13 protein-coding genes are annotated in these 13880 nt (G+C 53.6%); 10 read left to right on the top strand and 3 right to left on the bottom strand.

The genetic code is table 11. The annotated features are described in order from the left end of the window. Positions 1-210: 210 nt before the first annotated feature. Positions 211-1044 (bottom strand): sugar phosphate isomerase/epimerase family protein, encoded by an 834-nt coding sequence (locus tag BN2684_RS04390; RefSeq protein ID WP_234340154.1) that lies wholly within the window; start codon positions 1042-1044, stop codon positions 211-213. A 262-nt stretch (positions 1045-1306) separates the two neighbouring features. Between BN2684_RS04390 and BN2684_RS04385 the strand changes: the two genes are divergently transcribed. From BN2684_RS04385 to BN2684_RS24420, 6 genes are all read left to right on the top strand, one after another. Further along, positions 1307-1885, top strand: coding sequence for a GNAT family N-acetyltransferase (locus tag BN2684_RS04385; RefSeq protein ID WP_058300944.1), 579 nt, complete (start codon positions 1307-1309; stop codon positions 1883-1885). Between the two features lie 250 nt (positions 1886-2135). After that, positions 2136-2693 carry a PadR family transcriptional regulator gene (locus tag BN2684_RS04380; protein ID WP_058300943.1) on the top strand — a complete coding sequence of 186 codons (558 nt, stop codon included), beginning with the start codon at positions 2136-2138 and terminating at the stop codon, positions 2691-2693. Then, positions 2674-3486, top strand: a complete 813-nt coding sequence (locus BN2684_RS04375; protein WP_058300942.1) for an alpha/beta fold hydrolase — start codon at positions 2674-2676, stop codon at positions 3484-3486. The genes BN2684_RS04380 and BN2684_RS04375 overlap by 20 nt, the downstream gene beginning before the upstream one ends. Before the next feature lie 118 nt (positions 3487-3604). Beyond that, positions 3605-4099: a sigma-70 family RNA polymerase sigma factor gene (locus BN2684_RS04370; protein ID WP_199825296.1), complete on the top strand. Its 495-nt coding sequence runs from the start codon at positions 3605-3607 to the stop codon at positions 4097-4099. Beyond that, positions 4092-4757 (top strand): hypothetical protein, encoded by a 666-nt coding sequence (locus BN2684_RS04365; protein WP_058300941.1) that lies wholly within the window; start codon positions 4092-4094, stop codon positions 4755-4757. The genes BN2684_RS04370 and BN2684_RS04365 overlap by 8 nt, the downstream gene beginning before the upstream one ends. Positions 4758-5142: 385 nt before the next feature. Then, on the top strand, positions 5143-7698 hold the full coding sequence (locus BN2684_RS24420; RefSeq protein ID WP_058300940.1) for an S-layer homology domain-containing protein: 2556 nt from the start codon (positions 5143-5145) through the stop codon (positions 7696-7698). A 95-nt stretch (positions 7699-7793) separates the two neighbouring features. On the opposite strand, the gene BN2684_RS04355 is transcribed toward BN2684_RS24420, so the two are convergent. Next, on the bottom strand, positions 7794-8879 hold the full coding sequence (locus tag BN2684_RS04355; RefSeq protein WP_058300939.1) for a glycerol dehydrogenase: 1086 nt from the start codon (positions 8877-8879) through the stop codon (positions 7794-7796). Between the two features lie 520 nt (positions 8880-9399). Between BN2684_RS04355 and BN2684_RS04345 the strand changes: the two genes are divergently transcribed. Then, entirely contained in the window at positions 9400-10683 is a 1284-nt protein-coding gene (locus BN2684_RS04345; protein ID WP_058300937.1) for an S-layer homology domain-containing protein, read from the top strand. 94 nt (positions 10684-10777) lie between these two features. Here BN2684_RS04345 and BN2684_RS04340 read toward each other — a convergent pair whose 3' ends face one another. Next, entirely contained in the window at positions 10778-11623 is an 846-nt protein-coding gene (locus BN2684_RS04340; protein WP_058300936.1) for an HAD family hydrolase, read from the bottom strand. Positions 11624-11837: 214 nt separating this feature from the next. Here BN2684_RS04340 and BN2684_RS04335 point away from each other — a divergent pair, with 214 nt between their 5' ends. From BN2684_RS04335 to BN2684_RS04325, 3 genes are all read left to right on the top strand, one after another. Continuing rightward, entirely contained in the window at positions 11838-12392 is a 555-nt protein-coding gene (locus tag BN2684_RS04335; RefSeq protein WP_234340153.1) for an RNA polymerase sigma factor, read from the top strand. Then, positions 12353-13330: a hypothetical protein gene (locus tag BN2684_RS04330; RefSeq protein WP_058300934.1), complete on the top strand. Its 978-nt coding sequence runs from the start codon at positions 12353-12355 to the stop codon at positions 13328-13330. Before BN2684_RS04335 ends, BN2684_RS04330 begins: the two co-directional genes overlap by 40 nt. 250 nt (positions 13331-13580) lie before the next feature. Beyond that, complete coding sequence (locus BN2684_RS04325) at positions 13581-13793, top strand: hypothetical protein (protein WP_058300933.1); 213 nt, start codon at positions 13581-13583, stop codon at positions 13791-13793. The last annotated feature ends 87 nt before the right edge of the window (positions 13794-13880 follow it).

Raw genomic sequence — 13880 nt, 5'->3', positions numbered from 1 at the left:
AAGGCCGCTCCCTCAGCAGACGATGATCTGCCTTAAAGGGAGCGGCCTTTTTCGGTTTCGTATTGGATTCGCACAGACACCCTGCACATGGCTAAGGCCAGCAGCCAACCGACCAACACCTGTTGATTGTGGCGATCCTCCTGACCCTTCGCTTCATTCCAAGAACAGGAGCTCTTTAACTCCCCCACTGGCCCGTCTTGCCCTCTCCCATCAGCTGCCCAAGTCCATCCTGAGTCCCTTTGCCTCTCCTCGGATATAGGCCGCCGCTTCTCGGTATTCCTCGTTCGTCGACAAGTGCTCGATGATGAGCGATACATCCGGGTCGAGCTTGCTAAGCTCCGTCAGAAAGGTTCGGTAATCGAGCGCTCCTCGGCCAGGGACGACTTCGTGCAGTTGAACGGTCAGGTGACCGCTCAGGTGAATGTCCTTAGCATGGGCGTTCTTGATATAAGGCCCGAGCTTCGCGAAGAAATCGCGGATCATCTCCCCATTGCGATAATAGGTCCTCGGGCTTGAGATCATGTTGACCGGATCGAGATGGACGGCGAAGCCGGGGCGGTCAATGGCGCGGATCAAGGCGAGGTAGCTGTCCGCCGAATCGGGGAACACCCAAGGCATTGTCTCCAGCGTATAGAAGGTCCGCTTCGGCTTCACCGCATCGACGATCTCCCGAACGGTATCGACGATAAGCGCGAAGGTCTCGTCCGAGAAATTATCCGGATGCGGACCATCCCACTGCTCGCCTCGAGAGCCGGCGATGTTGACGCAGCAGCGCGCCCCGACGCGCTCCGCCAGCTCCAGCTGCTTGATGCAGGTCGCAATCGCCTGCCTTCTCGCCGCCGGATCGGAGCTGATCGGATTGCTCCACGCCCCAACTTCGGCAAGGACGATGTCCCGCTTTGCCGCCTCATGTGCGTAGGCGTTCACGATCCCATCGTCCGCCTCATGGTTCACCGGGAAGACTGCCGCTCGGTATCTTTCCCGCCTTAATGCTTCCGCCCACGCTTCGGGGTCCATCCGTTCCAGATATACTTGTCCGCCCAATCTCAATGAAACCGCTCCTCGCTGCTGCCTCAAGGGCATTTTGGCTCCATTGTCCTGCAAACGGAACTTATATTCAAGCCCTGCACCTACTCGCTCCGCCTCTACCCGGTTCTGGAGTTCCCCTGCGGTCTGCTTTTATCCGTAAAGATTGCCTATACGTATTCTCTACATTCTTGTCTGTCCTCTGAATAAGGTACCATGTGAGTAGAAGCGGAAGCCGATGTGTGCGCTCCCGCCATACAACCATTCAGGAGGGACTTCCATGAACCTCAACCCCAACCCGTTTCCGCAAAACGCTGCTTCCTCAGCCCCGCTCATTCGCCGAATGGTGGAAGAAGATATCGAACCAATGGAAGCCGCTTTTGCCGCTTACGGGATCCGTAAACCTGCCGTTTATCTCCGCCGTTGTTGGGACGAAAATCAATCCGCTTCCCGCACCACCCTGTTGGCCTTCGTCGGCGACCAATTTGCCGGCAGCCTGCACTTACTGGCTCAGTCCGATTATCCCTTCTTCGCTGATCAGCGTATCCCCGAGATCAACGATTTCAATGTTATTCCCCCGTATCGCAGGCAGGGGGTAGGAAACACTCTGATGGAAGCCATCGAAGCACTTGCCTTTCAAGAACACGGTACCGTCGGGATTGGGGTAGGCCTCTATGCTTCCTATGGAAATGCCCAGCGCATGTACGCCCGCAGAGGATATATCCCCGACGGTCGGGGAATCACGTACGAGAATCGGCTCGTCGAGCCGGGATCGCAAGTCCCGGTGGATGACGAGTTGGTGCTCTACATGACCAAAGCTCGGGCCCCGAAGAATTCGGACAGGGATTCGAGCAAGTAAACTTGGACTGATAGCTGCAAGTGGTAGGAACGAGTGATTGAAATTGATTTTGCGAACAAAGAGCAAGAGGCGCAATAGCGGGTAGCCCCCCTTTCCTGCGCCTCTTTGCTTGTTTTGTTCGTCGTGATCTCCGTATCAGGAGGCAGTTTCACTTCTCTTCAATGATCTTGCTTTTTCTTCACACCCTCTTTACAATGTATCTATTAGTTATATAACCTATCTTTTAGATATATTTGAGGTGTGAAATATAATGGCAAGAACTACCTTATACGCTGTCTTGGGCGTCTTAAACAGAGGCCCCCGTTCCGGTTACGACATCCGCAAGCAGTTTCAAGAGTCCGTGCAGTACTTCTGGAGCGAGAGCTACGGGCAGATTTATCCGGCCCTGAGGGAGATCGTCCAATGGGGATATGCGGAGGTACGCCCGGTCTCTGCCGACGGCCGTGGAAAGAAGCTGTATTTCATAACGGATGCAGGACGAAGCCGCTACCGGCAGTGGCTGTCCGAACCGGTGTCTCCCATGCATTACCGCGATGAGCTGCTGCTGAAGATTTTTTTTGCGGGTCCCGAAGACGGACGAACTCTTCTCGACCTGCTGAGGCGAGAACAGGTGGACTTGGAGCAGCTCCGAGAGACCTTCCGGGAACAAGAGCATATCGAAAGAGTAGACGAGGAAGGACTGTGGCCCCTCACGCTCCGGTACGGCATCTTGTCTACCGAAGCGCGGATCACTTGGCTGCAGGAGGCAATCACATGGCTGGAGCAAGCTGAAGAAAGGAGACGACGAAATGGAGAAGCCTCGGATTGAACCCGATCGTTATCCGCTGAATGGAACCCGGCTCTATCTAAGAGTCCAAGGGGAGGGAGAGCCGCTTCTGCTATTGCATGGCGGTTATTCGAATTTGACGGTATGGAATGAAGCAGCAGCAGAGCTTAAGAAATTTCACACCGTCATCCGTTTCGATCAACGGGGATATGGCAAAAGCGATCCTGTTAACACCCCCTATTCTGCATACGAGGATATCCGTGCGGTCTTGGATCATCTCCAGGTGGAGCGAACGACCATCATGGCGTCCTCCTTTGGTGGAAGTGCGGCCATCGACTTTGCCCTGGCTTATCCCGAGCGAGTGAACAAGCTCGTCTTGATCGCACCTTCGTTGAACGGCGAGAAATACCCGTTCCGATTGACCTGGGAAGGCATAGCGGACTTTCTAAGGGTGAAGCGGCATGGTATGGATAAGGCTGCGGAGTGCTTTATGGAGAAGCCCTTTTGGAGCTATCTGATTCCCTTTGAAGATGAGTCCCGTCAGCAATTGAAGCGGCTTTATCTGGATAATGTGGTGTTTTTTTATCAGGGAAAGCCTTCTCTTCATCGCCCTCTCCTGCCGCTTGCGGCAAGTCGCCTCGGTGAATTGGCCTGTCCCGTGCTCATCGTGGAAGGCGAACGCGATCTGCCCTTCAACCGCCAGGTCTGCGCTAAGCTGGAGCGGGGAATCTCTGGCGCTGCCCGGATTCGCATGGACGGCTGCGGGCATTATCCCCATTTGGAAGCCCCGGACCGTCTACTCTCCTCCGTACTCCCGTTCCTTGTACCGTCTTGAAATCGCGCCATACCCAACCGCCTGGATTAGGCGGTTTTTTTATCCGAACGATTTGAGGTTTGACTCTTATTGATGCAACATTATGATGGAGATCGGCGTGTTCTAAATAAACGGCGAGGTGATCCACATCGAAGAATCGGATCTGGAACATCGGGCATCCGAATGGATTGGACAATACTCCGATATGGTCCTGCGGCTCGCTTTCACCTATACCGGAAATAGGAGCGACGCCCAAGATATCAGTCAGGAGGTCTTTATTAAGTTGCTCCGCAGCACCCCGACTTTTCGGGACAGCGAGCATGAAAAAGCCTGGATTCTCCGGGTCACGATCAATCGCTGCAAGGATCTGTTACGAAGCTTAAAACGAAGGCGTTCGGTCCCCCTGGAGCAAGTCTCCCCTTCTCTTGGGGGAACGGAAGAGCGGGAGGTGGTGGAGGCCGTCTTGGAGCTTCCGCAAAAATACCGCGTCGTCATTCATCTCTATTATTTCGAAGAGTATAGCACGGCGGAGATGGCTTCCCTTCTCTCCGTCAAGGAAAGCACCATTCGCAGCCAATTGATGCGGGCGCGAGCCCTTCTCAAGAAGAGACTGGAGGGAAGCGAAGATGAATAGATACAAGGATGGAATGAGCAAGGTCCGACTGTCAGAGGAAGAGCGGGAGCAGCTTGCCCGTCAGGTCGTTCAAGCGGTGAAGTCGTCAACTAGGCGGAACCGGAACCGAACTCGACGCCTACTCTTTCCGGTGGCGGTGTCCTTTGTTCTGCTGCTGATCGCGACGTTGTTCCTGCCGCCCCTATGGCCGAACCACGGGGACGATCGGATGCATCCCGGTACGGAACGCAGCTCCGCCCTCTTCCGCGGATTTGCCGTCACGGTATACGCAGCGGATGGAACCCCGGTTACCGTACAGCCGGAAGCATCGTTCCCCATCGGCCAATACAGCACCGCCATGAGCAGCGCTCCGGGATTCCCGATTCAGGTAACAGCAGATGAGGCTGACGCTATCCATATCGCTTCAACAGACGGTCACCTGCTCTTGTGGTCCGCCCCTTCCTATAAGGTGAGGGATCAGGGCCATGAAGTCGAAATCAAACCAGGTGAGACGGTCTATTGGTCCCCTCTCCCCTCAGAACTAGAGAAGAATCATGATTTGGCGGAACCGATCCAACTCACTCTAACTGCGTACAAAGACGGCAGCAAAGTGGGGACCGCATTTATCGATATCGAGTCGCAAGGTTATGTATACACGGGGAAACTGGTGGAGAAATAATCGAGGGTTGTTATGCAACGCTGCTTCGTATCGATACGATTAAGGTTGACAGCGTACTAGAAGCACCGCTGCCGAGAGGAGGCTGCGGTGCTTCTTCGCGCTTGATTGTTTTCCTCGGAGCAGATACCTCACGACATCTCCAATAAGCGAAGATTCGAAATAATTAAATTGTGACTATTGTCATAATTCGACAAACTGGTTATAGTAGATTCAATTGGTGTTTACTGAATTTTTCCACGTGTTAAAAGACTTTGTTTGAAGTCCAGCTTCGAAGCTAACGGTTTCTATTCAAAGAAACGCAGTGATTTAGTTCACTGCATTTTCGTTCCATTCTCCCGCATTCTCATCAACCACCACCGTATCCACTCGAACAGGAGGCCTCATCATGAAACGCATTCGCAGCAAAATCATCCTTACCCTCATTTTAACATGGCTCGTGCAGATAGCCGCCGGTTCAGCCGGGCTCTCCCCCGCCTATGCTGTACCAGGTCTTCCGCCCGTTGTGACGACGAGCAGTGGGAGTACCGCTTTCACAGCCGGCAATAATACCGTATCCACCCCCGTTACCATCGATTCCGGGATCACTTTGACTGACCCTGATGATATAACATTGCCGAGTGCGATAGTGGCCATTACGGGGAATCTCCATAGCGGAGAAGATATTCTGAGCTTTATCAATGACGGCTTGACCATGGGGAATATTACTGCGAGCTATAACGCCTTAACAGGCGTGCTGACCATGACCTCAAGCGGGGCGACCGCGACCCTAGCCCAGTGGCAGAGCGCTTTGCGCTCGGTAACCTATACGAATTCGGCCGTGACGCCGAATTCGGCTAACCGGACAATTGACTTCATGGCAAATGACGATACAGCCTCCAGCAATACCGCCACCAAGGTTGTCACCGTCACAGACGTCAATCAGACGCCGATCCTGACGACAAGCGGCGGTCTCGCCTTCTTTTCTCCTAATACCCCGGCTCCGATTGATCCCTCTATATCGGTCTCGGATCTGGACAATTCGACACTGGCCAGCGCGACGATCGCCATCATGCCCCCCTTCAATCCCGGGGAGGATGCCCTTGCCTTTTCAAACACAAGTTCGACCATTTTCGGCAATATAACGGGCAGTTATAACACCGGGACCGGCGTGCTGACCCTCACCTCTGCAGGGGCTACCGCCACTGTCGCACAGTGGCAGAACGCCCTGCGCGCCGTAACCTACACCCTTCAAGCCCCGATTACCGCGTTCCCGACTCGAATCTTTTCCTTTCAGGTGAGTGACGGCACCGATAGCAGCGCTATTGTGATCAAGATCCAACAATTCTTATTCGTTCCGCCCAACCTCCCTCCGGTCGTTGCTCCCAGCGGCGGCAGCACCCTCTATACAGCCGGTTCTAACGCCAATCCGGTCATCGTCGATCCCGGCATCACCGTCATGGACCCGGACAGTCCGACCCTTGCCCAATCTACGATAGCAATCACCGCGAACTTCCGAGCTGGCGAGGATCTCCTCGCTTTTACGAATGATGATGCCGCCGCTTTCGGCAATATAGCCTCGTCCTATGATGCGAGTACAGGCATCCTGACGTTGACCTCCGGTGGAGCGAGCGCTTCGTTGAGCCAGTGGCAGAGCGCCCTTCGGGCCGTGACCTATGCCAATTCCGCGCTATCGCCTGACACCAATACCCGTTCGCTCTCCTTTGTCGTGAACGACGGAACATTGCTTAGCCCTCCTGCAATAAAAACCGTTGCGGTTAGGGCCGTCACTCATCTAACGGCTGATCCGCTCAGCCTCACCATCCAGATGGGCCAAACCGCTTCGGCGACCATCAGCGCCCATTATTCGGACGAGACCCAAGTCGACGTCACTCCCTACACGACTTGGACCATCGCCTCATCGCTTGTAGCTGTGGTAAACGGAGGCACCGTCACGCCGATCTCGGCTGGCGATACGGTAATCACCGCCGTCTACGGGAACGTGTCGACTGCGATCCCGTTGAAGGTGGAAAATGCGCCGGCGCCAACACCGGAGCCAACGACTACCGCGACACCTACTCCTTCACCGACTGCAACACCGGAAGTGACGCCGAGTCCGTCGCCGTCACCGTCACCTGAGGGAACGCCATCTCCGACGCCAACGCCTGTACCAACGGATGAATCAGGAGAAACCGCCAGTCCGACTCCGACTCCAACGCCGACGCCAACACCAAAATCAACATCAACACCGATGCCTACGCCTGATTCGACAGGTACGCCGTCTCCGACTCCAGTACCAACTTCGACACCGGAGTCCACCCAACAACCTTTCAACAGCTTTGTTTCAGTAGACCGGTTGATCTCTGCCTTCCAAGGAGCATTGGCCTCACCACTTCCATCGAGCTTGTCCGATTCCCAGTCGCACTGGGCAGCGGAGGAGCTCACGCTATCCGCCCGAATCGGCATTGTGAACGGCTATCCGGATGGCACCTTCCATCCGAACAGCTCTATTACGCGGGCCGAATTCAGTACTCTGCTTGTGAGGGCCTTCCAATTGAGTCCAGGAACTGTCTCTTCATCCGTCAAAGACATATCCGAGCATTGGGCACGTCCATCCCTTGAGCTACTGTTATCCAACGGCATCCTGAACGGCTATACGGACGGTACGGTCGGAGCAGATCGGAATCTGACCCGCGCCGAGATGACGGTCATCCTGTCTCGCATCCTAAACTTTAAAGCTGTTTCGAGCGGGGGGAACTCGGCCGTTCCCACATTCAGGGACGTCGATACGCACTTCTGGGCGCGAGATGCGATTCTGGAAGCGGCGGAAGCCGGGATCATCCAGGGAAGAGGCCGAGATGTCTTCAAACCGAATGATCAGGTGACCCGCGCGGAAGCTGTCGTCATCCTCATGAGGGCGCTTAGAACCGATACGGTGATTCAGGAACTGTTGAACCAATCTTAACAAGTCGTATAGCTTTGAATTTCCTGCTCAATAAATCAAAAACAGGAGGGTCGTCGGCATAAGCCGGCGACCCTCCTGTTTTTGCGTAAGGCTGTTTATTCTCCCAAACGGTCCGCAACCAGAATGGCGCTGAACACATCCTCGGGAGTCACCTGAAACGGCATGTTGTGGATCGTTTCCCCATCGGCACAGCTGGCTTCGGCTACTTTCCGGATTTTATCGTGGTCCGTACGATCCACTCCGAGCTGCTTCAGCGTGGTGGGTAAGCCGATGCTTTTGCAGAAATCAATCGTTTCCTGGATCTCGGCGAGCTCCGCATTCTCCAGCGCCAATTGAGCCAGCGTACCGAACGCAACCTTCTCGCCATGGTACAGATGGTGGGTCTCTTCGAGAACCGTCAAGCCGTTGTGGATCGCGTGAGCTGCAGCGAGACCGCCGCTCTCGAAACCAATTCCGCTCAAGTAGGTATTCGCCTCGACAATGTTCTCCACCGCTTTCGAGCTGGCCTTGTTTTCGAGGGCAAGCTTGGCTTTCAGCCCATCGGCAAACAAGACGTCCCGACAGGCCCGAGCGATGGTGAGGGCAGCAATCGTGCTGGTTCCCCCAGCCATCGATAACGCTCCCGAGCGATGACAGGCTCTCGCTTCATAATAGGTGGACAATGCGTCGCCCATCCCCGCAACCAGGAGTCGCTCCGGAGCCTTGGCCACAACGTCGATATCTACGACCACAATGTTAGGATTGCTCTTCAGCATGAGGTACCGGTCAAACTGACCTTCGTCCGTATACAGCACGGACAAGGCGCTGCAGGGTGCGTCGGTCGAGGCAATGGTCGGAACGATGACGACCGGCAATTCCGCGAAAAAGCCAACCGCTTTGGCTGTGTCCAACGTTTTGCCGCCGCCGATTCCGATCACCACATCAGCGGATTTCTCCTTCATCGCCTGAACGATCCGATCCACTTCATTCTTGCTGCATTCCCCGTTAAACTTCTGCAGGGTAAAAGAGATCGACCGCTCGCGGAACCCGCTTGAAATCTCCTTCTCATAGACGGACAAAATAAACGGGTCCACGATCAGATAGGCTCCTCTGCTGCCAAGCACAGCGAAGTAGTCGCCGAGATTGCCGATTTCGCCTCTTCCTTGTATGTACTTGGACGGAGAAAAAATCGCTTGCTTCATGACGTGCGCCTCCTCATTCAATTGTGGGAACCAAGTTCATTTAATCACTTATAGTCGAACATCACAACTTTAAGGGGGCCGACGAAAGCGACAGGGCAATCTCATGTGCGCCTTTTTGCATCTCGTCCTTCCCCTCTGTCTCCCCCGCTGCTCCCGCACGTTCCCCATAACTCGAGACGGATTCGAGGCCGCGTTCACTCCGAATACAGACGTGCAAGAGCTTCGACTCAAGCAAGCGGATTGCGCACATTCCGACACCTGTTGAAGGTCTTCGGTAAAATTTGCGGTTTCCGCACGGCCGAGGGGCTAGAGAAGCACTCCCATTTGCCTAATTCGCCTAATTTCTTCCCTGTCTTTACGCCAAATCCGGTCGTTTGGAGCTAGTCCGTATCTCCGGGTATCGGCAAGCCCTGCGGCAGTCATTTGACCTATTCACAACCCTTCCGAATTATGGTTTTCTGAATAGTGGCGAAAGAAGCGAATCGCTTCCTTCGCCATTATCTCATTCAGGAGGCACGACATGATAGGTCAGGGAATAGGACGATTCGCCAGAAAAAGTTTGCGGATTACGCTTTCGATTTGTTTGCTGGCCGGCTTGATCAACATGACTCACATGACTGGCATGGCTGGGGCAGCCGGCGAAAAGTCGAGCGCCGCATTCAAGGATATTAACGGCCATTGGGCGCAAAAAGCGATTGAAACAATGGTGGACCAAGGGATCTTGAACGGATATCCGGATGGGACCTTTCGGCCTAACGAACCGGTAAAGGTGGATCAGTTCATCAAGATGCTCATCTTGTCATTCAGCGACCTTCATGCAAATCAGGAGCGCAGCTGGCGCGCCTCCTTCTTAGATTCGCTTACGGATGAAAATCGGACGATCCTGAAGCAGGATTACCGGTATTTCGACTTCAAGCCCGCCTTGACCGGATACTGGGCGAAGCCCTATATCGATGTCGCGAGCGATTTGAACTTTCTGAACAAAAGCCGCTACAGTGACTTTCAGACATCCATGACCCGGGAGAATGTGGCCGAAGTATTGTTCTATACCCTTCAGGAAACTGAATTTCTCGAGGACGAGCAGTTCAGCCGGACGGTAGCGGCGTCCTACGGGGACTTGACCAGCGCAAACGAACGTGAACAGAAATTTATTGCGGAATCGCTGATCAAAGGGATCATGCAGGGGTACCCGGACGGGAAGTTTGGCGTAGGACGGTATGTATCCCGCGCAGAAGCGCTCGTCATTCTGAACCGCCTCACCGACAAAACGAAGCGGATTCCGATTCAACCGCAGGCGGACAAGCTGCAAAGGCTTGTGCCGACAGCCGGCGGGAAGAAGATCGTCGTATTCCCCGACAAACGGATGTGGGATGCGTACGATACGCTGCTGAAAGCGGGGCAGCTTCGCGGCACCAATTACGATCTGCTGGACACGACTCTTCGCTTGTTTAAGGACGAGAAGGAAAAGAAGGCGGTTCAGCAAAAAGAAAGCCAAGGCAGCGCCGCGACAACGGAAGAAACGGCGATTTGGCTGGATCCGACGTACAATACCTACGGCATCACCGTTCGGCTGCGCGAAGGGACATTAGCCCGAAACGAAGAGTCAATCGAGCTGTTCGCCAATCAACTGTTTACCTATGATGCAAGCGCCTTTCGCCGCTTCTTCACCGCCACCTGCGCCGATGTCGAAGCCGGACGGCTGCTGGCCGACAAGCAGGAATCCGTAGGTGACTATACGGTAAACGTCCTCGTGGATAATGCCAAGAAGACGGTCGTCTTCTCGATCGCCGCCAAAAAAGGATGACGGATTTACGGCGAGCACTCACAGAAAACCGAACTTTCAACGGTTAAAAAACGCCAGGATATCCGAGCACGCAACGAATAAAATGCCGCCAAAACTACTCGCAAAGTAGGCTTTGGCGGCGTTTTTCTTCACCCAAGAGAACTCTCTCCAAGATGAGAGCAACCCCGTCTTCATCGTGAGCGGACGTCACTTCAGACGCAAGCTCCTTCAATTCCGGGATCGCATTGCCCATGGCGACGGCATGAGCCCCTATCCGAAAAAGTCCGATATCATTGTGGTCATCGCCAAAGACGAGAACCTCGTCCACTTCAAAGCCATACACGCCGCAAAGCCTTAGCACGGCTTGCTCCTTCGAAACCCCTTGCGCCATCACCTGAACCAGACTGTTTCGATCCGTGTAAACAATCGCTACCTTTCCCCCATACCGATCAAATAAGGGTTTCCCTTTAAAAGCTCCCGAGAGCAGGATTTTCGTAGCATCGAGCTGCTTGAGCTCCTCGACGGTTTTGCCAAGAGGATTCGCTTCAACATGCATCGTAGTCATGTAGTCGTGATCGCCCAAGCTAAACCACTCTCCCTTCACCTCAAGGGACAGGGCCAAATCCGGGTACTCTTGTATGCAATAATCGATAATTTCTCCTGTCAGTGAAGCTGGAATGACGTAGTGGAACTCCGTGAGAGATGTCTGGCAGACTGCTTGAGCTCCATTGTAATAAACGAAAGAACCGATCGACAGGAGTTCTTCTGGCAAGATCACATTCACAGACCGCGGCGGACGAGCCGTGGCAATGATGATTCGCATTCCTTTTTCATAGCATGCCAGAACGGCGGCGAGATTCCGGGCAGATACTTTCTTATCCTTCCCCAAAAAAGTGCCGTCCAGATCCAGTACGATTGCACGATAACCCAACACCGTCTCCTCCTCAACAATTCGATTCATCGCTGACCCACTTTTTCGAAAGGCCAAACGCTTTGGATCTAACAATAAGGGAGATTGGTTGATGGTGCAATATGGAAATATTGAAGAATGTAAGCCGTAAAGGGAGAAAATGTCCCGTTTGAGCTCTGTGATGTGTTATAAAGAGTGAAAGTGACCATCACGAAAGGAGGAGCTTCCATCGGACGACCAGACCATCGAACAACGGATCATCGACGTGCAGAACGGCAGCACCGGGGATTACGCTGAAGTCGTTCAAACCTATCAGCAGCCGATCTATCGATACTGCTTACGCCTAGTAGGCAATCGGCAGGATGCTGAGGATGCCGCCCAGGATATTTTCATCAAAGCCTTCGAGGCGATTGGGCAATACAAGTCCACTGTTCGCTTTTCATCCTGGCTATACAAAATCGCGCATCGACACTGCCTTAATCTCCTGAGAAAGCGAAGGTATCAGCTTCACTTGCTGCCACGGTTGTTTACCCCCGAAGCGGCGTCGGAGAGCCCGGAACAGACCATGGACAAGCGTATGTTCAGTCCGAAAGCGAGAGCGGCTATGGCGGCATTGTCGCCTGAGGAACGGTCTCTGCTCATCCTGCGCATTTTTGAAGAGCAGACATACGAGGAATTGGGAGCGATTATCGGATGCAAGCCCGAAGCTGCCAAGAAAAGAGTAAACCGGATCAAGGCAAAAGTCAGGCATTCCATGGAGGAGTGGCGGGAGGAACCGATATGGAGCGAGAACAAGCAGCCCCTGAATATGAGGACTTGAAGAAGCATTTCTTACCTAACGATCAATTGCCGAGGATCGATCTGACTGGGGCTGTCATGAACCGGATCACCGCCATCCAAGCGGGAAAGCGGCGAAGATTCAATAAACCGCGCCAGCGGCTCTCCATCTATGCCGCCGGGTTCTTTCTCCTGCTGCTGGCGTCGGCGTCCGTATATGCCGCGAGTGATATCATTGAAATCCGCAATCGCGCAGGTGAAGTGATCATTCAATCGATCATTCGAAAGTCGCCATCTCCGATTAACCCATCTACGAGAGAGGATAGCAAGGTGAACCCTTCCTACCGTGATCGCGTTCTGGAGATGGTGAAGCCGGGACAGCTGCTCGCCTATTCCATCCGGGACGGGCGTTCCCCATCGAGCATTCAGTACCTCTATGATACGAGAGTTCACTCCTACAACGATTTCGAAGAGCTCCTGACTCGCACTTCCGCCCCTGTCATCAAAGAACCGACGGCATTGCCTGCAGGGTTTTCCTTCGATTACGGCAGTGTCGCCCCTCTCTTTCCCCATGAGCAGGATGAACGGACATCCGCAGAATATGAGAGATTGCTTTTCCAGCTTCAGAAAAGGGCGGCAGCGGAGCCGAATCAGGACCTGCTCGTCGAAGAGGTCCATTGGACGAATGCCGAAGGGGCCGAACTGGAATACCGCAGGGGTGAGGCCACCCTGCGCATCACAGCGGCGAAAAATGCTGTTCGTGTGGAAGAGACCTTGTCCTCCGGATTCAGCCAGGAAAAATGGATCAGGGGCGGCAAAGATATTCTGCTGGCCCATAGACAAAGCGGCAATGAGAACGATTATGTGGCGATCTGGTATGACGAAGCCGAGGCCACCCATTATGACGTGAGCGCAATGGGGGTAGACGGGCTGACCGAAAGCCAGTTCAAGCTCGTGATCGAAGACCTGGCCGAAAAATAGAGAGGCCACGAGGGGATCTGGTAACGGGATCGCACACTGGTAATCAAAAAGGGGCTGCGCCAGCTCGCCTTGAAGGCGACTGCTGCAACCCCTATGCTTGATCTTCAGAACCAAGCCATGAAAGTCAAATCCTAATGTCCTGATTTCACACGAAATATTTTTTGAAGAACGTCAAAAAAGACCTTGATGTCGACTCCAAGGACATGTTATCTTCTACTTGTTAGAAAAAAATACCAAGGAGGTAGGACCAATGGAAAAGATGATGCCGATGATGATGAACATGTGCATGGAAGAAATGATGTGCAAGATGAAGTGCATGATGATGATGATGGACGAGTGTAAGAAGGCAGGCTGTACTGACATGAGCATGATGAAGATGATGACCATGAAGCTTCAAGAGTGTGACGAAATGACGACGAAGATGATGACGATGATGAGCGAAATGGAACAAATGACTATGTAATCAGCGGATGGTAAATCTGGCCATTTACCACCTGCGGTACATCAGCGAAGTGGTCTTCCACACGCTTACTCTCTATCCTTACACTCC

This window comes from Gorillibacterium timonense (assembly GCF_001457415.1).
GTDB lineage: Bacteria > Bacillota > Bacilli > Paenibacillales > NBRC-103111 > Gorillibacterium > Gorillibacterium timonense.
The sequence above is the reverse complement of the archived record's forward strand: the minus strand, read 5'-3'. Positions and strand labels throughout refer to the sequence as shown.

What these genes read in the sequence shown, in the direction of transcription:
- BN2684_RS04385 (WP_058300944.1), top strand. Translation starts at nt 1,307, where the DNA reads ATGAACCTCAACCCCAACCCGTTTCCGCAAAACGCTGCTTCCTCAGCC.
- BN2684_RS04380 (WP_058300943.1), top strand. Translation starts at nt 2,136, where the DNA reads ATGGCAAGAACTACCTTATACGCTGTCTTGGGCGTCTTAAACAGAGGC.
- BN2684_RS04375 (WP_058300942.1), top strand. Translation starts at nt 2,674, where the DNA reads ATGGAGAAGCCTCGGATTGAACCCGATCGTTATCCGCTGAATGGAACC.
- BN2684_RS04365 (WP_058300941.1), top strand. Translation starts at nt 4,092, where the DNA reads ATGAATAGATACAAGGATGGAATGAGCAAGGTCCGACTGTCAGAGGAA.
- BN2684_RS24420 (WP_058300940.1), top strand. Translation starts at nt 5,143, where the DNA reads ATGAAACGCATTCGCAGCAAAATCATCCTTACCCTCATTTTAACATGG.
- BN2684_RS04355 (WP_058300939.1), bottom strand. Translation starts at nt 8,879, where the DNA reads ATGAAGCAAGCGATTTTTTCTCCGTCCAAGTACATACAAGGAAGAGGC.
- BN2684_RS04345 (WP_058300937.1), top strand. Translation starts at nt 9,400, where the DNA reads ATGATAGGTCAGGGAATAGGACGATTCGCCAGAAAAAGTTTGCGGATT.
- BN2684_RS04340 (WP_058300936.1), bottom strand. Translation starts at nt 11,623, where the DNA reads ATGAATCGAATTGTTGAGGAGGAGACGGTGTTGGGTTATCGTGCAATC.
- BN2684_RS04330 (WP_058300934.1), top strand. Translation starts at nt 12,353, where the DNA reads ATGGAGCGAGAACAAGCAGCCCCTGAATATGAGGACTTGAAGAAGCAT.
- BN2684_RS04325 (WP_058300933.1), top strand. Translation starts at nt 13,581, where the DNA reads ATGGAAAAGATGATGCCGATGATGATGAACATGTGCATGGAAGAAATG.